Source organism: Enterococcus sp. AMC1086 (genome assembly GCF_058216575.1).
Genome location: NZ_CM177100.1, coordinates 527127 through 552200, shown reverse-complemented (window position 1 = coordinate 552200; position 25074 = coordinate 527127). Strand labels below are relative to the sequence as shown.

The following is a 25074-nucleotide window of genomic DNA, read 5'->3' as shown; positions in this document are numbered from 1 at the left end:
TACTCACCTCATTTTGCTTTATTGACTCGATAAATTCGCAAATTCAACCATTTTTTGTATCAATTGATCACCATTCAATGCTTGAATATTTTCTAAAAAAGTACGGATTTCTGCCAATGAAAATCCACAGACATTTCCTATAAAAATCTTTTCAAATACTTGTTCCATGTTGCGCTCTTTGTCCACTAGTAATTCTTCGTAGAGTTTTTCGCCAGGGCGAATCCCTGTTTCTTGAATCGCAATTTGTTCTTGCGTATAGCCGCTTAACTGAATCATCTTACGTGCAAGTTCCACAATTTTTACCGGCTCTCCCATATCTAGAATAAAAACTTCTCCGCCCCGAGCCAAAGATCCAGACTGTAACACGAGTTTGCTTGCTTCTGGAATAGTCATAAAGTAACGAGTCATTCGAAAATCCGTTATAGTGATCGCTTCTCCTTGCTCAATTTGTTCTTGAAAGACAGGAATAACACTTCCTCTGGACCCCAAAACATTTCCAAAGCGAACGACAGAAAAACGAGTTTTACCTTCTTCATATAAGCCTGTCACGATCATTTCTGCGATTCTCTTACTAGCGCCCATGACATTTGTCGGCTTCACAGCCTTATCGGTTGAAATCATGACAAATGTTTGAACATTATGGTATTTCGCTGCTTCGGCAACATTTAACGTCCCATATACATTATTACGAAGTGCTTCTGTTGGATTTTTTTCCATCAAAGGAACATGTTTGTGTGCTGCCGCATGATAAACTAAATCTGGCTGATACTTTTCCATCACCTCAAACATTTGTTCACGATTCTGAACATCGGCAATCACAGGAGTTAAAATGGGCAGTGCGTTTTCTTTTATATGTACACGCAATTCACTATTAATTTGATAGATCGAATTTTCTCCATGCCCTAATAAGATGAGTTGTTTTGGTTGAAATCGGATGATTTGTCGACATATTTCGGAGCCAATTGAGCCACCAGCGCCTGTAACTAAAATACATTTATTATGTAATTGTTCCTGCAATCGTTGCAATTCCAACTGCACTTCTTCCCGACCAAGAAGATCGGCTATGTCAATTTTTTTCATTTTCGAGACCGTCAAATTTCCCCGTGCTACTTCCTCAATCGCAGGCATACTGTTGACCTCAACAGGTAAAGCGGCTAGCTCATGTAAAAGTGCATTAAGCTGTGGCGGTTTTAAAGAGGGAATTGCTAGGGTGATCATCTCTATGTGGTACTCGGAAATAATTTTCTCCAACGCTTTAGTCGTTCCCAGCACTTTGACCCCATTGAGCCAAACCTGCTGCTTATCCGGATGATCATCAATCAACCCGACCACTTTAATATCCGTACTGTTCGTAGACTGTTTAAAGCTATGAAGTAATAATTTACCTGCGCTTCCTGCCCCGATGATCAACGTTCTTTTATATTCTCCACAATAGCGCCGAGCGTAGGTTTCTTTTTTTTCAATCAAGAACCGCCAAATGAGTCGACTACTCATAATTCCAATCATCGAAATCATAAAAACTAAAAAAACAAATCGTCGACTGTATTCATAATTTATGTATTCAAAAATGGTTATGCTGATGATGGTGGCTAAGCCAAAAGTCAACGTGATATCCACTAATTCTTTTAGACCGGTATATCGATTTACTCGAATAAATAAATGAAATGCATAACCAAAAGCTAAGTACAAACTAATTGATAAGAGTAAAACTATTTTAAAAAATGCACCATGGACAGACACATACGGAGCGAGAAATAAGTAAGCAAATAGGTTGGCTATCACTATGAAACTAAAATCCGCTACAATAAGGATAAGTATTTTGATTTGTCTACTAAAAAACATGTTGTTCCTCCTTATCTAATAACCATATTGATAATAGTAATAATCGCCATTTTCTGCATGACCTCCGTTATAAACCGCGCCTAAAATATTCGCATCGGCTAAATCCAATAATTGTTTGGTTCTTCTAACCGCTCTTTTCTCAGAAATCTGTTCACGAACAATGATCAATGTACCATCTACTTTTTTAGAAACAATCAAGGCATCCGTCACCATCAAAACTGGTGGTACATCATAAATCACAAAATCATATTCTTCTCGGAATTTTGCAATCAACTCACTCATTCGATTTGAATTGAGTAGTTCAGTTGGATTATTTGGAATAAATCCGCTACATAAAATCGATAAATTTTTGACTTCTGACAATGAGACGATTATCTGTTCTACATCTGACTTAGATGTTGTTAATAGGTTGGTTAATCCAGGGGTTCTACTAAGTCCAAAAGTCTGATTAACCTTGGGTTTGCGTAGATCGGTATCCACCAATAACGTTTTAAAACCAGCTTTGGCCATGATGATCGCTAAATTAGAGCTTGTCGTAGTCTTTCCCTCTCCTTTTAAAGAAGAAGTTATGACAATATCTTTGATAGTCGCTTTTTCGCAGAGTGTCTCTAGATTGGTCCCCAACGTACGATATTGTTCCGTATAGGGTGAAAAATCATCATGATAGGTCACTAAATTGACTATCTTAGGATTTTGACTAATCCGTTTTTCAAATTTATCCATTTTTGTTTTTCTAGCCATTTATGTTCTCCTTCTATTCAAAATCGGTCATTTAGATCTCTTTTAGTTACGCCTGCTTCGCGCTTTTTTTAACCTTACAGCTTGTTCACTATTACTTCCATTGCTTTAAACCCTTGACTAGCATCCATTTCCGCAATTTGAGCTAAAACTAATAGATCCATCGACTCAATATCTAATTCACATTTAACCGTATCATCAAAAAATTCGATAGCTAAAGCGAGAACCGTGCCAAAAACGAAGCCTAAAAGCAGACCTGCCACCAGATGCAATTTACTATTTGGAGAACTCGGCTTCGTATCCGGCGTTGCCTCTGCAATCACCGTCAACTTATCGACCCCCATAACTTCGTCTGCTTTTTCTTTAAATACTTCTGCAGTTAAATTAGCTATTTTAGCAGCAACGTATGGGTTTTGAGCTTCAGCTTTTAGTGTCAACATTTGAGAATTGGAAGTATTGCTCAATGTCACCATATTACTCAGTTCTTTTTCAGTAAGAGTCCTCATCGGTGTGTCTTTCAATCGCTCATGTACTTCATGGGAAATCAAATTCCCTTTTTTCGCAAAATCTTTATAGGTATTGATAAACATTAAATTGACATTGATATCATTCACTGTTAGCGCTTCTCCATCTTCTGTTGAAGGTAATTTCACTAACATCTGAGCATCACTCTTATACATGGGGGTCACTATAAAAAAAGTATAAACTGCTGCAACACTTGTAAAAAGGAACATCGACACTAGAATTATCCAGATACTCTTTTTCACGATAACGATAAGTGAATACAAATCGATTTCCTTTGTTTCTTTCATGGCTTCCTCCCTCTAATTACTTCCATATTGATGTTATTTTTTCCCACCACTTTTGTGACTGTTGTTGTTCCAAATGATAGTTGTCCAATATACCCGCAAAATCCTCATCTACAATCTTGACGTCAGCTTGTGACAACAATTTTTGTATCACTTCAGAACGAACAACCTCATCTTTCACTTTTTTATCTAAAATAGATTGATCCAATTCTGTTTGATAATCCTCCAGCTTCTTGTTTGGATCGCTGGGTGTCAGCATTTGAATCACATAATACTGAGTCTGATTTACTAGTCCATTTTGCACAACTCCTGTAAGAACTGCTGAGCGTTCATCCTTTTTCAATTCGAAAGCAGATTGCTTCACGTTTTCAGGAAGAGCTTCCGATTCAGAATCAAAAGATAGGATTCCTTCAGCATCTGCACCATCGACAAGCGCTGCACTTTGCTTTGCATAAGAACTAATATTAGGCTGATTCTTACTCGCTGCAATTGCTTTTTCCGCTTGCTCTTTCGATTCAAACACAGCAATTTGCGCTTTTACCGTTGGATGATATGTTTGCCACGCTTGTTCACGTTCTGCCTGAGAAATGTTGGTCATAGCTTTCACGGCTTCATTCAGCGCTAATTCAGCTTTTATCTTGTTTTTCAATGTCGTTTCTGTTAGCCCTTCTTGTACTAAAACCTGAGCAAAGCTTTCACCATAGCTGTGTTTTGTTTCTTCATATGTATATTCGATATCTTTAGTATTAACATCTTTTCCATATGTATCTAGCGCAACTTTATCAATAATTTGTTCAATTAATTGCGCACGTAATTGTAGATTGTGACTGTTCTCTTGGATGAAATCTTGAACCGTGATATTTTCTCCATCAATTGTCACTAGACTTTGATCTTCTCTTTTTTGACAAGCACTCATGAAAAAAAGAGTTACTAACAACAGACAGCTAAGTAGTTTCATTTTCATTTAATTTTCTACTTTCCTTTCATTTTTAAGCAACACAAGTGAGGTTAAGCCAGAAGCATTTAACTCCGAGAAATAAGAGGGAATTTACGAAAATTACTCTTTAAATTTTTGTGAATTCCAACCTATTTCCGAAGGAGTTGCTCCTGCTCTCACCGTTTATACAGATTCCTTAAGGCTAAGATATAACTCTACGAATTATATCTTAGCCTCGATCTGTTACTTAATATGTTTGATTCAACTGTTTTTTTGTGCGTTGATCGATTTAATTATTTAGCAATAATTGTTGTACTTGGGTTATTTTGTACGCCATAAATTTGTACGCCGTAATCAAGAGTTAAGGTATCTCCGACTTTAGTATCGATAATCTTATTGTCTGGATTATCAACTTTACCCGTGCTAGAATAATTTTTCGCATAAATCTTGAAATCTCCTGTTTTTGCGTCAATATTCCCTGGTAAACTCGTAGTTGGTGTTGGCGTAATCGCCACCGTACGTGTTTGAATGTCATTTATCGCTAAACGTACATAGTTCGCACCATTCGGAACAGTTCCTGTAGTATAATCATCACCTGCTGTATACGAATCAACACTTGGCGCTGTATAAGGCTGAACTACTTTAATTCCTTCATACACATTGCCATCACTTCCAGTGAACACGACTTTGACTTGATCTTGGTTCTCTAACAAGAACGTTTTTTCGCCTTTGACAAAACGTGATTCAATTGCAAAATAACCTGTTTCATTGTCAGCTGTTCCTGAATAGCCTGTATCTTGCCATGTTTCTTCACCTGATTTTTTCAGATATAAGTTTAATTGATCCGTAGTAACACCCGTTGGTAAAAAGCCAACAACTTTTTGCTGATTCACCCCGACATAGTTTAGATCAAATGCAATAGGCGCTTTTTCTTTTTCGTAAACATTGAAATAAAATCTAGTTACCATTGAGTAATTTCCTGATTTAACAGTAATTCTATAGTAATCTGGGCCTAGTATTGTTGTGTTGATTCCAATTTTTTGAACTGTAAATTCAACCGTGTAGTCATCTCCGACACTCTCTCCATCTAGCTGAACATCGCTTACCCATTCCTTCATTTCAGCGGGGGTTGGATCCCACTTACCATCATAACGATTCTGTTCAATTTGCATTGGGGCATTATTTGGATATACCTGTGTCACAGTCAACTCTTTATCCGAAAATGATACTGGAATAGTTACCTCGGTCTCACTTCCTTGTGATTTAACGACTACAATATAATCATAGGTTCCAGATTTGCTACTATCCCATTCTGTTTTTAGTTCTACTGTGTAGTCATCTCCTACAGGATTATCATTATAAAGAACATTCGTTACCCAATCATTCATATTGGTTGGTTGTTGATCCCCAGTACTATACATGGGATCAGCTGGTGTTGCCGTTAGACCTTTTTCTACATTGTAATAAAATTCAGTTTCTGTGGAATATTTTCCCGATTTTACAGTAAGGCTAACATGATTTGCACCTATCTTTGTCGTATCAATTCCTGATGTATTTGTCGTAAATCCAACAGTGTAGTCATTGCCGACACTCTCTCCATCTAATTGAACAGCAGTTACCCAAGCGTTCATTTCGGCGGGAGTTGGACTCCAATTACCACCATGACTATCTTTAGTAATACTCATTGGTGAACTATCTGGATATACAGATGTAGCACTTAACGTTTTATCAACAATCGTAAAATTGATTCTTGTTTCATAAGATAAACCTCTGACTTCTGGTGTACTAACAGTGATTCTATAATAATCTGATCCTAACTTTGTTGTGTTAATCCCTGTTTTATTTACTGTAAATACCACAGTATAGTTGTCTCCCAGACTTTCACCGTCTAATTGAACATCGCTTACCCATTCTTTCATTTCAGCTTCTGTCGGGTTCCAATTACCACCATAGCTATCTTTGGTAATGAGCAATCGTGAATCAGCAGGATATACTTGCGTCCCACTTAATTCTTTATTAACAATTTTATAATTAAAACTTGTTTCGTAAGACAAACCTCTAACTTCGTTTGAACTAATCATAATCGTGTACTCATTTGTATCTAGCTTTGTTGTATTAATTCCTGACACTTCTTCTGTAAATGCAATGTTATAGTCATCCCCGATACTCTCTCCATTTACTTGAACGTCACTTACCCATTCTTTCATTTCAGCTTCTGTCGGATTCCAATTACCTTTATCACTATTTTCCGCGATTTGCATTGGTGCCGCTTTTGTGTATACTTGTGTCGCAGTCATCTTCTGATCAACGATTGTAAAGTAGAAACGTGTTACCATTGAGGCCCCACCTGATTCCACCGTAATTCGAAAATAATCGTTACCTACTTTTTTTGTATTAATTCCTAAATCATTTGCTGTAAAAACAACGGTATAATCATCTCCGACACTTTTCCCATTTAGTTGAACATCACTTACCCATTCTTTCATTTCAGCTTCTGTTGGATTCCAATTACCATTGTCACTATTTTTTGCAATGTGCATTGGCGCCGTATCAGGATATATTTGAGTTGCTGTAAGATTAGCCTCTTCCGCTCGAGAAGACTTAGTTACAGTTAAATCTTCAGATGAATCAGAAATAGTCTTTTCTTTATTGACATCTACAGACTTTTCTTCAGTCTCACTTTTTCTTGTTGCTTCTTCTTCAGCAGTCGATTTATTCTGCTCAGCTAAGGCAATTGTAGGCACAATCAAATTAGAGAACACCATCACTAATACTAGTAATCCATGGATCATTTTTTTCTTATTCAACTTTCTTTTCCTCCTGAAATTGCTTACTCTAATACAGTATTACACTTGCGTTTTAAGTAAAGTAGACTGTCTTATCAACGTCATAGATAAAGCTACTACCTTTTCTGTCTAATTTCGTCTCTTTACATTAATTTCATAGGACTTTGTATTTGCTCCATCCTAATGTAATAAAAATAATTTCTTTTGATAGCTTTAACTATTTACTATTTTTTGTCTACTCCATCGGCATCTACCCTATCTGATTAAGACTTACTTTTTACTAGAGGGTATACTACTAAATATGGATAAAATTCTATCGAATATCAGAGGACCCAATGTTGTTACACTAACCTTTAATGATGTAACATAGACCAAAAGTATAAAAGAAAGTAGTTGGGTACTCTTTACTAAAGGTGTCCTTTCATACGACATATTTAATAAACTACTTTTTATCAGCTAAAAAAGGCCCGAGCATAGGCATGTCTTTTGAGGAAGTGGATCATAGATATGAAATTTTTTTATCTGAAAAACTTCATATTCTGTGATTCTTCTTTTTGACAAGCACTTAAAACGAACAAAGTGAGCAATAAAAGACACCACTTAGGTAGTTGATTTTCATTTAATTTCTCCATCCCCTTTACTTTTAAGCAACACAAGAGAAGGGGAAAGGAAAAATCTCCCCTTCTATCTATTACTTAAGTCTGTTTGAACTATTTGATCCCTAAATTCTAATTTACTTAATCATTAGCAATGATTGTTGTACTTGGATTATTTTGTGCCCCATATATTTGTACTCCATAATCCAACGTTAACGTATCGCCTGCTTTAGTATCGATAATCTTATTACCTGGATTTTCAACTTTTCCAGTATCAGAGTAATTTTTCGCATACACTTTGAAGTCCCCTGTTTTTGCATCAATGTTTCCTGGTAAGCTTGTTCCTGGAGTCGGTGTCGTCGCTACCGTTCGTGTTAGCACATTGTTAATTGCCAAACGCACATAGTTTGCACCGTTGGGCACATTCCCTGTCGCGAACTCTTCACCTGCTGTATACTCATTAACTTCTGGTGCTGTATAAGGTTGCACGACTTTCACACCTTCATATGTGTTGCCATCATTGCCGGTAAAGACTACTTTGACTTGATCTTGGTTCTCTAGTAAGAAGCCTTGGCCACCTTTGACTAAACGCGACTCGATCGCAAAGTATCCTGTCTCTTCATCGGCTGTACCTGTATAACCACTATCTTTCCATTCGTTCTCGCCTGCTTTTTTCACATATAAGTTTAATTGGCTCGTTGTCACACCCGTTGGTAAAAAGCCAATCACTTTTTGCTGATTCACTCCCACGTAGTTTAGATCGAAGGAAATGGCCTCATTTTTCTTGTAGGTAATTTGATACGTTGTCGCACTTTGCGGACGGAAACCAGTCGCTTTTGAATCATCCACTAAGGTATACCCAGGGATCACTTTCACTTCTGCGTTGTACGCATCCCCTGTTTTCCCACCAGTAATTCCAGTTGCTTGGGCGATTTGTTCCCCTGTTGCTTCATCTACATATTGAATCGTTAATTTCGACGCAGCTTTTCCAACATATTCAAACACAACTGTTTGAGGCTCATCTGTAATTGTAAAGGTGCGCACTTCATCACCGATCAAATCATAGCCACTTGGTTTTTTCGCTGTCTCATTAAAGCTCTGACCGACTTTACCATTCAATGTTTTCGCAGCTGCGATCTCATTGCCTTCTTGATTGATATATTTAACAGTGATGGGTTCACCGCGTCCAGCTTCATACACATACGTGACGGTTTGAGCATCCATTGAGAAAGTACCATTGGCATTATTTGGTGTTGTCTTTAAGGTATAGTATGGAAATTCTTTCGCTTCTGTTGTGTAGCCTTTACCAAATAAGCCTGTTAAGGTATCTGATGCTAACTCATTCCCAGCTGTATCCACATATTTCACCGTGACTGGTGCTGCTTCTTTGGCTTGGTATTGATACGTAATAGTTTGGGGGCTCATCGTGAACTTGCCGCTAACTGGCGCGCTATCTTTTCCTAATCCTGTGAATTCATACCCAGTAAAGGCTTTTTCTTCTGTGCTATAGGGCTCATTAAACTTACCGTCTAACGTTACTGAATCAAGCAAACCGCCTTCTTGATCCACGTAGTTGACTGTGATCGTGCCTGCTTCTTGTGCAGTGTAGACATATGTCACCGTTTGGGGGTTCATCGTGAATTCACCACTTTGATTTTCAGGTGTTTTAGTTAAACGATAGCCTTCAATTGCTTTGGAATTAGTTTCAAAAATGGTGCCGAATTTGCCGTTTAAGGTATCCGACTTGGCTAATTCTTTGCCAGCTTCATCTTCATAGGTCACAGTGACCGGTGCTCCGTCAAGACGTGTGTATACATAAGTAACTTTTTGGATTTTGTCTTGATCAAAGGTCCCATTAGCATTGTTTGGCGTTGTTTTTAATTCAAACCCTTCAATAGTTGGTGCCGATGTTTCATAAGCTGTACCATGTAAGCCAGTTAAAACTTTGGCATCTGTAATAGCGTTACCGTCTTCGTCCAGGTACTCAACTAATACTTCTCCGGGCAATAATTTTCTATACACATAGTCAAGAGTTTGCGGATTATCTCCAAAAACGCCCGTCTCTTTCTCTGGGGTATCGATCACTTCATAACCTGGGATGTTTTTCGAGCTTGCCGTCCAAGCATCTCCCCACAGACCGTTCAACGTCTCACTATCCAGTAAAGCACCTTCAGTATCTTTATAGTTCACTGTGACTGGCGCCCCGGCAATCCGCTCGTACACATAGGTAACGGTTTGATCGGTCCTTGTAAAGACGCCATCGGCATTCCCTTGAATTTCTTTGACTTGATAGCCTGGAATCACTTTTGGTGTTGTGGTGTAAACTTCATCTATTTTAAGTCCAATCAACGTGTCACTTGACGCCAACGACATACCGCTCTCATCAATATAATTGACTGTCACTTGCCCTATTTTCTCCTCCCAAACGTATGTCCCAGCATCCTTAGCACCATTATATTTTTCCATAAAGTCTTCGCTTGAGTTGAATACCTTCGAACGATTGTCCTCATTAATCCATCTTCCTGTATAAATACTAGTAGTAGGGATAGCAGGCAAGTCGGGATTATTTGTAGTCTTATTGTATTTGAAATCAACTTTCGGTCCTAAAGTTAGTTTTTCCAATTTTGTTAGACCGCTAAACATGCCTCGAGTACCAGTATTATTCAAGTTTGACATATCAAATGAAGACAAATCGAGCTCTGTCACTGAAGTGCCACTAAATAAACTTCCCATATTTGTTACCTTAGAAGTATCCAACTGATTGATATTAATATTTTTTAGAGAGCTAGTACCCATAAACATCCTACTCATATTGTATAAATTAGGCGCAGTCCATTTCAAATTTATAGTTTCTATGGATGGACTTTGGTAAAACAGAGAACTTGCATCGGTTAATTTGGGGAAATCTAAGTCCTCAAATCCAATTAATTCAGTCACCTTAGACCCACTAAATAGTTGATCAATTCTTTCGACATTACTCATATCAGCACCGGTAAAATCAACCGAATTAAGCTGTGTGAATAAGCCTGAAGTAGATCCACTAAAAAGGGTAGCACTATATTTTGGAAATAAAACTTTCCCTTCAAATATGATTTTTTTTACACTAGTTTTTTTTATTAAAGAATTATTATCAACATACTCCCCAGAACTAAAGTTGATTGTTCCAGTTTTGACTACTAAAACCCCATCACTGTCTATAGTTACCGGGCTAGTTCCCCATTTACTTGTTTGTACAATCGTTGCTCGACTAGAAGAATTTTGCCCTTTCTCCTCATTGACTGTTCTTGGTTCATTCGTTGTCTCTGCGAATGCTAACAACGGTGTTGCGACATTTGATAATACTAGCGTTGATAGTACTAACACATTTGCTAAGTGTTTCTTTTTCAATTTGTGTTTCCTCCAGTTTTATACGTTATTTTTTGGTGCGATGTTACACTTACGTATCGAAAAAAAAGGAATGGTACCGTTCATTACTCTTATCTGCGAGTCCCTTTAGATCGATTAATCGGGCAAAACTATTTTTCTTTATTTCAAACCTCAATTTGAGGTAACATCCTTGAATTAATAAATCGTGCAACTAATCACATATGTCTATTAGTCCACATGATTGCTCATTTTATTAATAGTTGTTTCATTCTTAAGTACTTGGTCTGCATGATCAAAGCAAACATTACTTTATTTAAGTAATAAAATATACTTTAATGTACTTTGTTCTTCATCTTTACTATGTGATATTTTAGTCTGAATTTTTGTTTCCGTAGCAAAATTAACGCTTATTCACTATCTAAGAATTAAATCTATCGTTGAATTTATGTTACGTACCGGACTAATCCCCCTAAGATGTACTTAAATCTTCAATCAATTGGTTAAACGGCAAGTAATATTTCGGGGATGAGCGCAATCGCTAGAGCAATAAATCATTCGTTTTTTCTCTAAATCTCCTTAGCTTTAACAACCATCCACTCCCTCTCTGTTTGGTAGACTAGTATTATAGACATTTCTTGATTTTTGTAAAAATAAGAATTAGGTCGGACCATTTAAAAAGGCATTTTTATTGAGTGAACAATACCTAAAAAACGCAAATAAAAAAATAATTAACGTTATTTAACCGAAAAAGAATAAAGATCACTTCGGAAAAACATTGAATAATAGGTGTTTATTTTGATTTTTTTAATTAAAAAACAATATATACATTTTTATCCGTTATTTATTTATTTTAGTAGAATAACATATTTTCAACTCATTTTCTTTTTTTTTTTTTACAAAAAAACAGACAAAAAAAATCATTTATGATTGAATTTGAATTATATAAGCTATGGATACCTAAAAATACTCTACTATCAGTATTTAAGCTTCTTTATCCATCCTCTATACTTTTAGTATATCTGAAAAAAAAAAGAGCATTTAAAAATAGTTGTCGAATAAACAGACAATTATTTTAAATGATCTTTTTTTAACTATAGACTGAGTTTTTTTATTCATAGAAAAAATTTGACCCCTCTGCTAAAGGAGAAAGAGTCTATGAAAAATGATGGACGTCAGGACGGAAGATACTTAAAATGTATACAGAGGATAAATCGATAGAACTCGTAATAGTAAATTTTGGTAACCTAATATCCTGATTCTAGCGACTTAATTTTAAAGGTAATTTATTATACAAAGAAAATAGGATAGAGAGTACCTCTATCCTACAGCAATTTTTAGATTGTATTAATAAGATGTATGCTAACAAAGTAAAATTACTAAGCTATGTCTTCCATGGAAAATCATAGTGTTTTTTTAATATTTCGAATTTGGCATCTTTATTTTCGATCTTACTATAATCATCATAGGAATATTTTTTTACAGTCAATGTTTGTAAGTTTATCGAATAATATTCATTTGTATTTTCTTCTAAAAGAAGCGCATAACTCGAATCAAAATTTAATTTATTAAAGTATCCATGATACATTTCAGAGGTATTGCCCTCAATTATTAGAACATCAGACTTTGCTGAAGTTCTATCCAAGTGTACCTTATCAGATATCTTAATAGTATGCCCCGTACTAGTAGCACCTATCTCGATAGTATTTGGGGGAACTACTGAATAATAAAAATTAATAATACTATCTTTAAAGACATACAAAACACATATTGTTATGAATAGAATAAATGGTAGTATAAATTTTTTCATGATTATATTATATAGCCTTTATCCAGAATAAACAATACTAATGTTAAATGGTTTAATCAAACGTAATGTTTGCATTGCAACACAGTAATTATTACCAAAACCAACAGCAATGTTATTATAATTCCCCCAAGCGAAATCAAATACATCACTAACAGTTACAGTATATGCATATCCCCCATTAGAACGTTGAACATAATTAACAGTATAACTAACCTTATGCAGAGCTGTGTATAAGTCTCCTGATGTAAATGCATGAGAACCACCTTGTGTATATGTTTTTTTACCAAGACCATTCCGTTTAAAATCACTATAGGTATGTCTTATAATTTCTGAACCTACTTGGTTTGCTCATGCATCATTTCTAGATACATAAGTACGAGGAGCGGGTGACAGCGGACTAGGCACTCTTGCGTGTTGCATATAAGTTGCAGTCATTCGGGCTCCCCTATTCAACACCAATAAAACTCCTGCTTGATAAGCTCTTTCGGCTGCCTCTACAGGGCTTAAACGAGATTGTATTCTAGGATTATCATCATTATTTTCCTTGTTAAACTGCGATACTTTATCCTGCAATTCTTTTTCCATCTCCGAGTCCATAGTTTGCTTTTGTTCTATAGAATCTGTGATATATGAATTGAATTCTTCATCAGTAATATCATCTCTTATTTCCAAATTTTCAATGAGTGTTGCTACATATTCTTTATTGGCTGTGGACTTAATTTCAAATGAACTAATTAAGTCTTTATTTTCTTGAGATAATACTCTTTTTACATCAGCAATTTCTTCTATCGCATATTCTGGTCTTTCTTTCGTAATTTCATTTATTATTTCCTCATTACTTATATTTTCTGCATAGCTAGATTCCATACTTAATGAAATCCCCAATGTTAAAACGCCAAACATTAACATACCTAAACAAATTTTTCTCATAAAAAGATCCTTTCTTTACCTATTATTTTAATAATTATTTGAAAATAAAATTCAACATATAGTTCCATTTAAAGTCAATAGTATTTTAAAAATGAGTCAAAAAAATTGTAGGCTATAGAGAAATAGCAATTCTAAACTGATAAAAAATATATATTTCCAAAAGAAGACATTAGTCTCATAGTTTGTAACTATTTGCCACAATAGACGAATACACCTGAGTAACTAGCTGTTTTTTTCAATATAATATAAATTCGAGTCATTAATCTGCGCAATTTGAAAAGAAAGATAACACAGTAAGAAAAGTAAACTATACCTCACCGGACAACTCGTAACCAAAAATATTCTATAATTAGAACTCAATATTTGAGTAGAAAATTCATTTAAAAAAATCTAACGTAACTTACTTATTTCCAAGTTATTAAATACACTGTGTTCTTCACCAGATGTACTTTCTTTAAAAATTATTTCTTTTTTAACTCTTACCTATCAAGAATTTCTTTCTACTTTGTACTACTCTGATTAAACCAAATAAGGCCAGGAGATAACTCGTAGAGTTATCTCCTGGCCTTAAGGAATCTGAATAAAAGGTGGGAGCAGAAGCAACACTTCTGTCCCAATCTCTTGATGAATTAGTGTAACTGTTTAAATTTTTTTGACTATATCCATTTTTTCCAACTAATTCAATACGTCATTTCATATTATAGTTTCGGCACTTCTGATAAAGTCCATTGGATCGTTCCTACATAATCCCCAAGAGTATTTCCCGTACTCATTGATGCTGGATTATAAATTAGCTTCACACCATTTGACTTATCTGTTTCTCCCCATTCTGAAGAAATATTCACACTGCCTTTTTTTGTTCCATTTTCAATAATAGAATCTGATTCGCTCAACATTATTGAATTTTCACCATTGTTGTTATTATATTTCAAGGCGTTTGGCATAATCATGTTCGTGGTATCATTCGTCATTGATTTTGTCACCTTTGCAGATAAAACCCAGCCAGTCGTTTTAGAAGACCTTGTGTCTAATACTGTTAAGTCATTATCTATAGTTGGATTATCAACGGTTTGCACATCACTCGATACCTTTAAGGAACCAAAATCGATTGTTTGTGGCGTCGAGGTTATTTTTAGCACCCCATCAAATGTATAGGTTGCTGTATCCCCTTTTCCCGAAATAGTGATCGTTGTCATATCAGGTGATTTAATTAATTGATGGTTCGAGGTAGTTAAATCATTGATTACCTTTTGAACGTCACTATTTTTATTTAGGTCTATTGCTGTTCCTACTGGAGCTTCTATAACAATAGGAGCATGCAGTTGATTGTCATCTAGATCAACAAAATTGATCGTCAATGACGTGTCTAAAATAACATCTGTTGTAACAGTATTTGACTCTTTCTCAAAGATACTCCCTACATCATCTTTTCCAGTGGCCTTTGCTGTATTACTAATCGTAGTTAAAAGATTCGTTCTATTAACTTTCGCTTTGAATGTAATCGTAGCAATATTTTCACCAGAAGCCGTTTTTGGTAGAATCGTTCCTAGAGGTACTGTTAATTTACGAGAAACTTTTTCATAGGTGGCATTGCTAACTGAAGTGCCATTGACCTTGACATCTGCTGTTGCTGGATCATAATCTAATCCTTCATCCACAATATCTGTCAGATTAACATCCTTCCAATTAATACCACTACCGGCTATTTCATCATTCGAAACGTTTATTGTAAAGGTAAGTGTGCTTCCTACTCCTATTTTATCCGTATCTGATGAAAAACTTTTCGCTACAGTCGCTTGAGTAATCACACCTTTTTCTACAACATAAACAGTTGCAGGGGCAAATTCAGCATCTCTGTATGTTGTTTTATTGATTGGATTTCGATTACTATTCCCTATGCGAGTATTTTCTAGCCCTACTGTATTGAAATCAGCTGGTAATTCTGATGTATTCTCCAAATAAATACGAACTTTGTCCCCAATTTTATATTTATTTGCTAAATCAAAATGCCAATTCCCAGAAGCATCAGCTTTTCCTGCTTCTTGAATAGCCCCATCATTGACTTGAATGTAAACATTAGCATTTTCTTGAATCCCAGAAGCAGTTAATTCAGAGTCAACATCTGTTATTTTCCCTTTCGTTAACTGGATTGGATCTGGCGGTGACACTAGAAGTACTTTAGTGCTTGATTCATCTGCAGTTCTGTAAGGAATCATTTGGCCATTGCCATTGTCGATTTTAGAAGCAATCCCAGTTACATCATCATTGCCAATTTGGAATCCTGGTATCTTATGATTTTCTTTTGTCCACGTTACATAATTATCTGAGCCACTGTACCCTGTATACGTATTTCCTAATGTATCCGTAAATGCAATTTGTGCTATTCGATTTGCATCTGCGTATACATTATTCATTATCGCATCCCCATTAGGATCAAATGGATTAGACCCACCGGCAGCTACTTGACCTAATAAGACTTTTGCTTTTTGACTATAATCTGCTGTGGTCACATAATCCCATTGAATTTCAGGAACAGAATTTAAACCATTGATACGTCGATATTGATTTCGTACGAATGTATTTTGTAACCCACTATTGGAACTAGTTGCTTTAGCAGCATTTGAGTTACTATTAATACTAAATGTCTCTACATTTGGATACGTCAAATCTGGCGCAGCTGTTGTAGCTGTTGCTGTCTTCCATAACGAAATATCAGATGAATTAACATTAAAATTAAACGTACCACTCGTATTAAACCCTAACGCTCCAGCAGATGCTAAATTTGTTATGTCAAAACTGTCAGGATTATTAATAGTAACAGTTGCATTTGAACTACTACGATTAGGGGCGTAATAGCCAATAACACCTGAATAACCACTAGTATTTCTAGAATTATTTCCGACAATATTGACATTACTGTCTTTATTAAATTCAACTGAAATATTGTTAGGAGTAGAATTTGTTCCTCCGTTTGTACTATTTGACGAACCTAAAGCAATAGTTGGAGAATTAGTACTTCTTGAAAGTAAATTCACAGTAGAATTGTTTTGTGCTATAAATTTCGCATTATCTACGTTAAAACTTACAGCTGAACCAGCAACATTTGCATTAAATGTCGCACTTTCTCCAACATTTATCTCATCAAAAAATTCATAAATCGCAGGATATCCTGTTCCAGTATTCGTATTGTGTAAATAAACGAATGAACCTTGTCCAACTTCAAATTTTCTGCTACCAGTAGAATTTGGATCACTTGCTTTTAACGTATTATCGATAAACCAGATCGTTGAATAGTTGTAGGCTGCTATTTCACCTCTATAATACGTATGCGGATCAATATCTATCCCACCTGCATAAAAATTTTCAGCTCCAGTGACAATTTGATTATATCCCCACATACTAATTTGAGCACGATTTCCACCAATTAATCGTCCACCTACTCGTTGATTTGATGTAGGTCTACTTGAATCATAAGGAGTGGTTACATTTCCTACTCGATAGCGCCATAATCCTCTTTGTACACCATAACCAGCGCCCGGTCCCCATTCTCCATTCCCATTAATAAAAGACCAAGCAGTTGATAAATTACCTTCTAAAGCACCTACAGAAGAGTTGTTGATAATACTAATATCATGCATATGAAAAACAGGAACATCTGAAAAGTTTTTAGTAAATACGTCCAAACTTCTTAAAGTATCAAAATTCAAAGAACCATTGGTCATAGTCAATGTATAGTTATTTCCATCTAATTCTAATGATTCTGTTCTATTTAGTCCAATAGCCGTATTATATGTGATATTGGCGGTCAATATAATTTTAGAAACGGTATTGTCTTGAAACGCTGCCCTAAAATCTGCCCATGTCCCGACACTTTTAACATTAGTTTCTGGCCTAAAATTGTATTTTTTATTCCATGCATCATTTTGTGTTGCATTTAATGTAGAAAATTTACTTTGATAAGTCGTTTTCGTCATTGCGCCAGTAATTTTATCATTTTCTAGTGATCCAGCGCTCGGACTAATCGAACCAGATACAGTTTCAGCTGATTCCTGATCTGCTTTTATTTTACTAGTTGTTACATAAGTAAACAAAATAGATAAGCTCATACAAATAAACACTGTAGCTATTACTATTTTTTTTATTTTTTTCATTTAATTCTTCCCTCCTAATTTATTTATACAAAAAGTCGTAGGAAGTTAATTGAATATAGTTGACTTTCAAAAATTACTATGAATAATATTCTTGTTCTATTTCTTTGTCTTCTATATTTTTACTACACTTAAATAACATGAACCATTAAAAATACTACTTATTTATCCGACAACTTACTTCCTATTCTTTAAAGAGGCTAGGACATAACTCTTCGAGTTATATCCTAGCCTTAAGGAATTCGAATAAACGGCAGGAGCATAAGCACCGCCTTCTCTCCCAAGCTTAAAATCATCTATAAATAGTGATTAAATTAAGCACCTGGTGTAGCTTCTGGCTCAGTCGGTGTAGCTGGTGTAGCTGCAATTGTCCATGTCACAGTTGAAGTATAGTCACCTAATGTCATTGACGCTACTGTTGCTTGAGGAACAGTTAGTGTAACGGATGAACCAGTTGTGTCAGTTCCAGCTGGCGTAACGCTTGTTCCAATTACAGCATTCGATGCATCGTAATCAGCACTTTGGCCGAATTCCATTACATACGTACCTGCACCTTTACCTTTAGCTGCATTTACTACAGTTACTGCACTTCCATCTTCACCTAATGTGAATGCTGAAGAATCAAATGCAGGAGCGATGTCTTTATTGATTGATTTTGTTTCAATCAACGAATTAGTATAACTAATTGTTGCACCACCTAATTTTTTAGAACCATCAGCAAGCGCGAATTGTTTTGTCATCGCTGCAGTGATTGTATAGCCTTCGTTTGTACCTCGGATATCAGACCAAGAAACTAATGCACCACGTTTTTTATCAGAAGGTTTTCCTTCGCTATCTAAAAGTGTAATTGCCGCCGCATTATTTTTAAGCTGAGCATTACCTGTTTTAATCGTTCCAAATTCTAGATCTGTTGTATTTGTGATCGCTAATGGTCCAGTTTCTCCTGGTTTTACTCCTGGTGTACTTGGATCAATATCTGGTCCTTGATCTGGATTTTCTGGATCAACGATTGGATCTTCAGGTTTTGCTTCCCCTACTTCAACTTTTACGTGACCATTTGATTCTGCAGCATTAACAGCGCTTGGTGCTACAAGACCCAGTGCCAATGCAGATAATAATGTGATAGAGCTTAAACTTCTTAATTTCATTTTGTTTTCCTCCTTGGAAAAAAGTTATTTATACAAAAGAGAGATTCTCTGATGCCGATATTAAGTTGGACCTGCAAGCAATGTCCATGTTAAAGTTGTTGAATATTCAACAGGATAAATTTTTGTCTCTTTAGGAATAGTTAAAGAGATGGCCGAATTTTTAAATTGCGGCTTGTTATACGCTTCGTTTATTAATTGATTTCCCTTCGCATCTTTTAAAGGCGTAAGCGTAGGTTTTTGGCCTTGCTTATTTTCTTTAGAAGCGCCAAATGCGATTGTCCAAGAACCTTTTCCCTCATTCTTACCAGCGGAAGCAATGGTATAGGCTGTATTAAATGCATCTACAGAAACAGAATCTCTTGTAACCAAAGGTGTTTGACCTGTTCCATTAGTATTCGCCCATCCATTATCAAAAGATAATACAGCACCTTTTAATTCTTGGTTACTAAGATCTTGAATAATTGAATTATGGAATTGATTTTTTTGAGTCAACTGTAATTGCCAACCATCATCTGGACGAAAATCAGATACTTGAATGTAGTATCCACGTGCTGAAGTATCATCTAAAAATAATTGAGCTAATGAATTAAATTTTCTATCTTTAGCATTCAAATCCTCAGAACCAAAATTCAAAGAAGAAATATAATCAATTCGCAATGCCCCAGTAGTTGATGGTCCTTGTCCTGGATTTACAATATTTTGAGGATTTTCAGGATCAATAATACCAGAAGTACCCGAGTCCTCAACTGAAACTCTGCCATTTTCCTCAGCAGCAAAAGCTGGGACTGAATTGATTGTAAGAAGAACTAATAAGAAAAGAACAGATTGAATTTTATTCCTCATTATTAGACCTCCTTTTTTTCAAAAACCATACAAATAAAATACCTATACCAAGAATTAAAACACCTAAGAGTATAATGAATCGGCTGGCTTTTTCACCTGTATTAGGAAAAAGTCCCTGTGGTTTCTTGTGCGGCGTACTTGAATTTGAATCACTTGATGCCTTGCTGTCGGTACTACTGGTACTGCTAGTATCATAGAAAATAATTTTCCCATCAACATCTGCTTGTCCACCATTATCAGCAGTGGCAACAGTAGGAATAAAAATGGCGATACATAAAATACATAGTAATACTACTTTTTTTATCAAATTTAACACCCCTTTACTTTTCTAAATAATTGAAAAATTACTTTTTAATACCCCTTTGATATCAGAACTCTCTATTAGACCATATCTGCGGCTATCATTTTTAAAAAAACGATTATCGTTTAGAACTAAATACTGATTGTTCGGGATTTCCATTTTGTTACTAAGATCATATAGCGTAAAATCTTCTGTAAAAAAACCTCCCGCCAATTCGCTTTCACCAATTTCTTTACGAATAAATAGCTCTGTTTGTTCTTTCCCATCTACATATAGGATGTCATTTTTATACCGTATATTTTCTCCAGGCAATCCAATAACTCTTCGAATTGAATAGGTAGAATTTTGTTTCAGCAAAACAATGTCGAATCTTTTTAACTCATGATCTCCTTTTTCAAAAAGAACAATATCATTAAGACTCAACGATGGACTCATTGAATACTCTCCAACTCTTTTTACTGAAAATTTAATATTAAATAAACAAAGAAAAATAAGAATAGAGATTGTTAAAATAGATACGACTCGAATCATCAACTTCATTTCTAGTCCTTCTCTTTTGCACCGTTTTCTAAAGAATTTGCATTGATTTTATAAAATTCAAACGCTTTGTTCTCACTATCTTTAACTCTTGCTAATTCAGCTTTATAGGATTCTAATACGTTATTTTTATTGCCGTAAAAAGAATTCATATCTCTTGTTGCATTCATCCCTAATTGCCCAACCATGCTATAATACTTATTGATCAATCTCTGCCCTTCCTTCGTATTCGAAGTATCTGCTTGCTTATTTGAATAAGTGGCCATTGATAAAGCTAAGTACTTGATATTTTGTTTGCTTGACTCTTCATCTTCAGAAACAGAAGCTTTTTCTATTTCTTTAGAAAAGTCATCCACTAAAAAATACCCTCGAACAATCGAATCGGAATCTAAAGATGCAACATTAATTGTTTGATAATAAATAAAACCAAATAATCCAGATAATACAACTATCTCTAAAATAGATAATAAAATTACTTGATTCCGTTGCTTTCTCACTTTTCTTTCTAACTGAGCTCTTCTTTTCTTAAATCTTTTTTTATTTTTCTTCTTCTTTTGTAAAAAAATGTTCAATTTTTTTTTTTTCAAAATCACTAATACTATGCTAAGAATCCATAAAAAGAATAATATTAACGCTGTAGTAATTAATGTTACTTGAATCATTTGAGAAATCTTCATACGTCAGACTTCGACTTTCTTTTTTTCTTTTGAACGTTGTTCACCTTTTTTTTCTTTTGCGCTTTATTCGCTCTTTTTTTCTTTTTCACAAAAAAATAATAAACAGCTGTAACGATACCAACAATAACTATAAAACCTGTAACGATCGCTAGGATCAACTTCCAGTCAACGCTCTCTTGTGTTAATGCTGAATTTTTTTCATTGTATTTATCTGCATCTTTTTTTGTGATTTCAAATTCTTCTTCCCAATTCCAAGATTGACTACCGATCAGAGCATTTACTCTAGCTACGTACTTTCCTGGTACCATATCCTCATTATTCATTGATATCGGAAAATCAAAATAGCTATTCGGTGCCATTTCAATTCCTGTTTGTCGCGCTTCATACAGAATTTCTTTACTACCTGATTTAGATATTTGAGCTTCCAATGTCATGTTTGCTTCATATATAGGGACACTATTTGCTATCCGAGTAAAAATAGTATTATTATAATTTCGGTCTGCTGCATATGTCTTTCGGTACGCTAAATCGGGTTTAACTTCATTTTTGTTTTCTCTTAATAAAATCGCTATTACATAAGCATATTCATTCTTCACTCGAGATCCATTTGCTTGTTTTTCAGTCGTATCATCGTCTTTCGCTTTTAATGTCAGCCCACCTGCAATCACTCCGTCATAAGCAATTTCAGGCATCTTAATTGATACTTCTAACGTTTTTGTTTCTTTTGGCTTCAATACTATTTCTTTTTCGGTAGTAACGATATTGTTAAAATCTATAGTCATTGACTCATCTTTATCGATATTTTTTTGATTGTATTCTATGACCCCGTTACTGTTCGTTTTTGCTGAATCTAATGTTGTTTCAATTGTTTGCTCTTTATCAGACAAACTAGTAATATTAATTTTTAATTTTTGCTCTTGTTTTGGAGTCATCATTAAATCGAAGTATCCAATTTCTGCGTCTAATTGATTATCAGGTTTTTCTATCCTATATGTATAAGCCATTCCAGTATCTGTTGCATAAGCAACATTTGGAGATTGCCAAATTATAAATGCTATAAAAAAAAGCGATAATATACTATTTACTATTTTTTTTTTCATATGAACTCCTTCAGTATCTTGATTAAATTAATAAATTGAAATTTCAACTATACTGTAACGAATTTTTTAACTAGCTTAAAGATATCGCTATTTTTCCGTCAACCTATAGCCTTTACTTCTTGTAGTTTTAATTATAAATTCATTACTTTCTTCTATTTTCGCTCGCAAATGAAAAATAACATTCGAAATCCTAAAATTCGAATCCTCTTTATCGTAGTCTATTTTAGGCCAGATCTTTTTAAAGATATCTTCATAACTCAACGTTTCATCAAAATGACTAAATAGCAGATGAATAATTTTATATTCATTTCGAGTCAGTTGTTTTTCTTTTCCATTTATAAGGACAGATTGATTCGTTGTACTGAGAAAAGAAGAATAGTTTTTTCCAAGAGTAAGCTTTGTTTCTTGCTGTTGAACGCGAGAGAGTGTATTCTTAATTACATACGAGCGTTTTTTTAATTTCTCATAAGAAGTGAATATATCATTTGCTCCTAATTTAAATAAAATATCTTGCTCTTGTTCTAACAATTCAGGGATCAATATCCATATAAATACACTAGGATTCAATTTCGAATGTAATAACCAGTTAATAGTTTCAGCCAGTCGGTTATCGTTGTTTAAATTAACAATCAATCCATCTACATGATAAAATTGTTTTTTATCATTGAATGAAACTAATTGATAACGTTCTTCTGGAAATAACTGTGTCAATTTTTGTTCTAACTCTTTTTGATCTGATAAAATGCCAATTTTTGACACATCATTCACTCCTTTTCCATTTATTAAACAATAATATTCTATCTTTTTTTATCAAAATTCTATAAAAAAATTATCTCAATTGTTTCTTGGAATTTTATATACTAAGTAATCAACTGTAAAATCAAGTTAGGTAAGTTATTCAACTGCTTTTTTGACTATAAATGACGGCTTAAAAAGAAAAAGAAAAATAAAAAAGCATCTGTTTTAAAAAAAAACAATACTAAATAGTTCATATTTTTTATAAAACACCAAATATAGAAAACGCTACCAAAAAAGAGTATGGCAAAAAGCCATAAATAAAAACGACTGTTTTTTTATTTACTCTTTCAACTGTATTTTTTTATTTTGCTTGATCCATCTGTGCAATCACTCGTTGTCGACTTTCAATCAACGAGTCTGTATAAACATCCAATGTCGTCTGGGTGGAACTATGTCCTAATAATTTGCTTACGGAAGCGACATCCCCGTTGGTCTCAATACATCGCGTCGCAAAAGTATGCCTTAATTGATGAAAATGCACGGAAATAATCCCACATTTCTTTCGAATTTTGTGGAAATAATAGGTCAATAGTCTTGGCTCACACGGGGTACTTTTATTCGAACAGACATATCTACTTGTGGTTTTTCTCTTCCATTTTTTTAAGTATTTATACAATGTATGACTTATCGGGACTATTCTGTCGGAACAGTCCGTTTTTGAACGATCAAAAATCAATTGTGTGCGTTCCCCTCCTCCTATGATAGGCACGCGTTGAAACGTTTGGTGGACATGAATCGTTCGGCGATCTAAATCAATATCCTCCCAGCGTAATGCAGCGATTTCTCCAATACGAAGTCCTGCATTCAGCGCTAACAAAACGGGTAATCCTTTATACAGCGGTAATGCTTTGACATTTGTTTCTAATTTAGTTTGTTGAGCTCTGGTTAATGCTTTTGCGTGGACTTTTTGCTTTTTGGGCAATCGAATTCGCTGACAGGGGGTTTGGATGATCCGTTCTTGTTCATAGGCCTCATTTAATGATTTTTTGATGATCTGATACAATACATGAATGGTGGTCGGCTTCAAACCCTGATATTGCCACTGATCGATCAGTTTTTGTAGCTGTTCGCTCGTTAGTTCATTTAACGAAATCAGTCCGATCGTTGGAAACACATATTTTGTCAATTTATAAAGATACGTGCTGTAAGTAGCACTTTTTAGGCAATGTTGGTGTTGCGTCAACCATTGAAGAGCCCATTCCTCATAAGTACACGTACTTTCTCCACGGAGTTGAACAATGGTTTGGTACTTCAATTTATAAGAATATAAGCGATTTTTCACTTCAGTATATGTTTTTCCATAAAGATAGCCATATTTTAATTGACCATTTTCTTTACGTCCTTTTTTATAACGGCCTTCCCAACGACCATCTTTTCGTTTATAGATATTTTCACCTTTACGTGCCATGTGATTCTTCCTTTCTTGACGGCTTATTTGACGGCATTAAAATAAGTAAAGCAAAGTCTTGTTAATAAAGGGTTATCGACGTTTTTTATGAAACATATAAAAAAACTATTGTATTTTCCATTTTTTTTATCTATAATTAATAAAGAAATCACAATATTTTACTTAGTATATAAAATTCCAAGACATAAATCTTTCTCTCATTTACGTCTATTTATAAATTTCAATGAACTCACAAGAGAGCTATTTTGCTTAAAATAGCTTATTTTTGTGTCTTTTCGGGTTTATATTCTAAATTCTATCTAT

Annotated in this window: 17 protein-coding genes; all 17 read right to left on the bottom strand. The window is 34.8% G+C overall.

Going from position 1 to position 25074, the window contains the following annotated elements:
• Positions 1-18 precede the first annotated feature (18 nt).
• Positions 19-1842, bottom strand: a complete 1824-nt coding sequence (locus AC4BC4_RS02675; protein WP_490476689.1) for a polysaccharide biosynthesis protein — start codon at positions 1840-1842, stop codon at positions 19-21.
• Between the two features lie 15 nt (positions 1843-1857).
• The gene (locus AC4BC4_RS02670; RefSeq protein WP_490476688.1) at positions 1858-2583 is read right to left on the bottom strand and encodes a CpsD/CapB family tyrosine-protein kinase; all 726 of its coding nucleotides are present in this window, start codon (positions 2581-2583) and stop codon (positions 1858-1860) included.
• Positions 2584-2657: 74 nt separating this feature from the next.
• On the bottom strand, positions 2658-3392 hold the full coding sequence (locus tag AC4BC4_RS02665; protein ID WP_490476687.1) for a YveK family protein: 735 nt from the start codon (positions 3390-3392) through the stop codon (positions 2658-2660).
• A gap of 16 nt (positions 3393-3408) precedes the next feature.
• The gene (locus AC4BC4_RS02660) at positions 3409-4353 is read right to left on the bottom strand and encodes a peptidylprolyl isomerase (protein ID WP_490476686.1); all 945 of its coding nucleotides are present in this window, start codon (positions 4351-4353) and stop codon (positions 3409-3411) included.
• A 266-nt stretch (positions 4354-4619) separates the two neighbouring features.
• Positions 4620-7133, bottom strand: coding sequence for a hypothetical protein (locus tag AC4BC4_RS02655; RefSeq protein ID WP_490476685.1), 2514 nt, complete (start codon positions 7131-7133; stop codon positions 4620-4622).
• A 716-nt stretch (positions 7134-7849) separates the two neighbouring features.
• Positions 7850-11095 carry a MucBP domain-containing protein gene (locus tag AC4BC4_RS02650; protein ID WP_490476684.1) on the bottom strand — a complete coding sequence of 1082 codons (3246 nt, stop codon included), beginning with the start codon at positions 11093-11095 and terminating at the stop codon, positions 7850-7852.
• 1360 nt (positions 11096-12455) lie between these two features.
• Positions 12456-12881, bottom strand: a complete 426-nt coding sequence (locus AC4BC4_RS02645) for a hypothetical protein (RefSeq protein WP_490476683.1) — start codon at positions 12879-12881, stop codon at positions 12456-12458.
• 348 nt (positions 12882-13229) lie between these two features.
• Positions 13230-13811 (bottom strand): hypothetical protein, encoded by a 582-nt coding sequence (locus AC4BC4_RS02640; RefSeq protein ID WP_490476682.1) that lies wholly within the window; start codon positions 13809-13811, stop codon positions 13230-13232.
• Positions 13812-14509: 698 nt separating this feature from the next.
• Positions 14510-17962, bottom strand: coding sequence for a pectate lyase-like adhesive domain-containing protein (locus AC4BC4_RS02635; RefSeq protein ID WP_490476681.1), 3453 nt, complete (start codon positions 17960-17962; stop codon positions 14510-14512).
• Between the two features lie 311 nt (positions 17963-18273).
• On the bottom strand, positions 18274-19107 hold the full coding sequence (locus AC4BC4_RS02630) for a WxL domain-containing protein (protein WP_438757343.1): 834 nt from the start codon (positions 19105-19107) through the stop codon (positions 18274-18276).
• Between the two features lie 60 nt (positions 19108-19167).
• Positions 19168-19950 carry a WxL domain-containing protein gene (locus AC4BC4_RS02625; protein WP_490476680.1) on the bottom strand — a complete coding sequence of 261 codons (783 nt, stop codon included), beginning with the start codon at positions 19948-19950 and terminating at the stop codon, positions 19168-19170.
• A complete protein-coding gene (locus AC4BC4_RS02620; RefSeq protein WP_438757345.1) occupies positions 19940-20257 on the bottom strand; it encodes an LPXTG cell wall anchor domain-containing protein in 318 nt (105 codons plus the stop codon). Before AC4BC4_RS02620 ends, AC4BC4_RS02625 begins: the two co-directional genes overlap by 11 nt.
• A gap of 21 nt (positions 20258-20278) precedes the next feature.
• Positions 20279-20791 carry a signal peptidase I gene (gene lepB, locus AC4BC4_RS02615; protein ID WP_490476679.1) on the bottom strand — a complete coding sequence of 171 codons (513 nt, stop codon included), beginning with the start codon at positions 20789-20791 and terminating at the stop codon, positions 20279-20281.
• Positions 20792-20793: 2 nt separating this feature from the next.
• A complete protein-coding gene (locus tag AC4BC4_RS02610) occupies positions 20794-21465 on the bottom strand; it encodes a hypothetical protein (RefSeq protein WP_438757347.1) in 672 nt (223 codons plus the stop codon).
• A complete protein-coding gene (locus AC4BC4_RS02605) occupies positions 21462-22565 on the bottom strand; it encodes a WxLIP family cell surface protein (RefSeq protein WP_490476678.1) in 1104 nt (367 codons plus the stop codon). The genes AC4BC4_RS02610 and AC4BC4_RS02605 overlap by 4 nt, the downstream gene beginning before the upstream one ends.
• An 87-nt stretch (positions 22566-22652) precedes the next feature.
• Positions 22653-23324 (bottom strand): winged helix-turn-helix domain-containing protein, encoded by a 672-nt coding sequence (locus AC4BC4_RS02600; RefSeq protein WP_438757349.1) that lies wholly within the window; start codon positions 23322-23324, stop codon positions 22653-22655.
• A gap of 340 nt (positions 23325-23664) precedes the next feature.
• The gene (locus tag AC4BC4_RS02595) at positions 23665-24771 is read right to left on the bottom strand and encodes a tyrosine-type recombinase/integrase (RefSeq protein ID WP_490476677.1); all 1107 of its coding nucleotides are present in this window, start codon (positions 24769-24771) and stop codon (positions 23665-23667) included.
• Positions 24772-25074: the final 303 nt, after the last annotated feature.

What these genes read in the sequence shown, in the direction of transcription:
- AC4BC4_RS02675 (WP_490476689.1), bottom strand. Translation starts at nt 1,842, where the DNA reads ATGTTTTTTAGTAGACAAATCAAAATACTTATCCTTATTGTAGCGGAT.
- AC4BC4_RS02670 (WP_490476688.1), bottom strand. Translation starts at nt 2,583, where the DNA reads ATGGCTAGAAAAACAAAAATGGATAAATTTGAAAAACGGATTAGTCAA.
- AC4BC4_RS02665 (WP_490476687.1), bottom strand. Translation starts at nt 3,392, where the DNA reads ATGAAAGAAACAAAGGAAATCGATTTGTATTCACTTATCGTTATCGTG.
- AC4BC4_RS02660 (WP_490476686.1), bottom strand. Translation starts at nt 4,353, where the DNA reads ATGAAAATGAAACTACTTAGCTGTCTGTTGTTAGTAACTCTTTTTTTC.
- AC4BC4_RS02645 (WP_490476683.1), bottom strand. Translation starts at nt 12,881, where the DNA reads ATGAAAAAATTTATACTACCATTTATTCTATTCATAACAATATGTGTT.
- AC4BC4_RS02640 (WP_490476682.1), bottom strand. Translation starts at nt 13,811, where the DNA reads ATGAGAAAAATTTGTTTAGGTATGTTAATGTTTGGCGTTTTAACATTG.
- AC4BC4_RS02635 (WP_490476681.1), bottom strand. Translation starts at nt 17,962, where the DNA reads ATGAAAAAAATAAAAAAAATAGTAATAGCTACAGTGTTTATTTGTATG.
- AC4BC4_RS02630 (WP_438757343.1), bottom strand. Translation starts at nt 19,107, where the DNA reads ATGAAATTAAGAAGTTTAAGCTCTATCACATTATTATCTGCATTGGCA.
- AC4BC4_RS02625 (WP_490476680.1), bottom strand. Translation starts at nt 19,950, where the DNA reads ATGAGGAATAAAATTCAATCTGTTCTTTTCTTATTAGTTCTTCTTACA.
- lepB (WP_490476679.1), bottom strand. Translation starts at nt 20,791, where the DNA reads ATGAAGTTGATGATTCGAGTCGTATCTATTTTAACAATCTCTATTCTT.
- AC4BC4_RS02610 (WP_438757347.1), bottom strand. Translation starts at nt 21,465, where the DNA reads ATGAAGATTTCTCAAATGATTCAAGTAACATTAATTACTACAGCGTTA.
- AC4BC4_RS02605 (WP_490476678.1), bottom strand. Translation starts at nt 22,565, where the DNA reads ATGAAAAAAAAAATAGTAAATAGTATATTATCGCTTTTTTTTATAGCA.
- AC4BC4_RS02595 (WP_490476677.1), bottom strand. Translation starts at nt 24,771, where the DNA reads ATGGCACGTAAAGGTGAAAATATCTATAAACGAAAAGATGGTCGTTGG.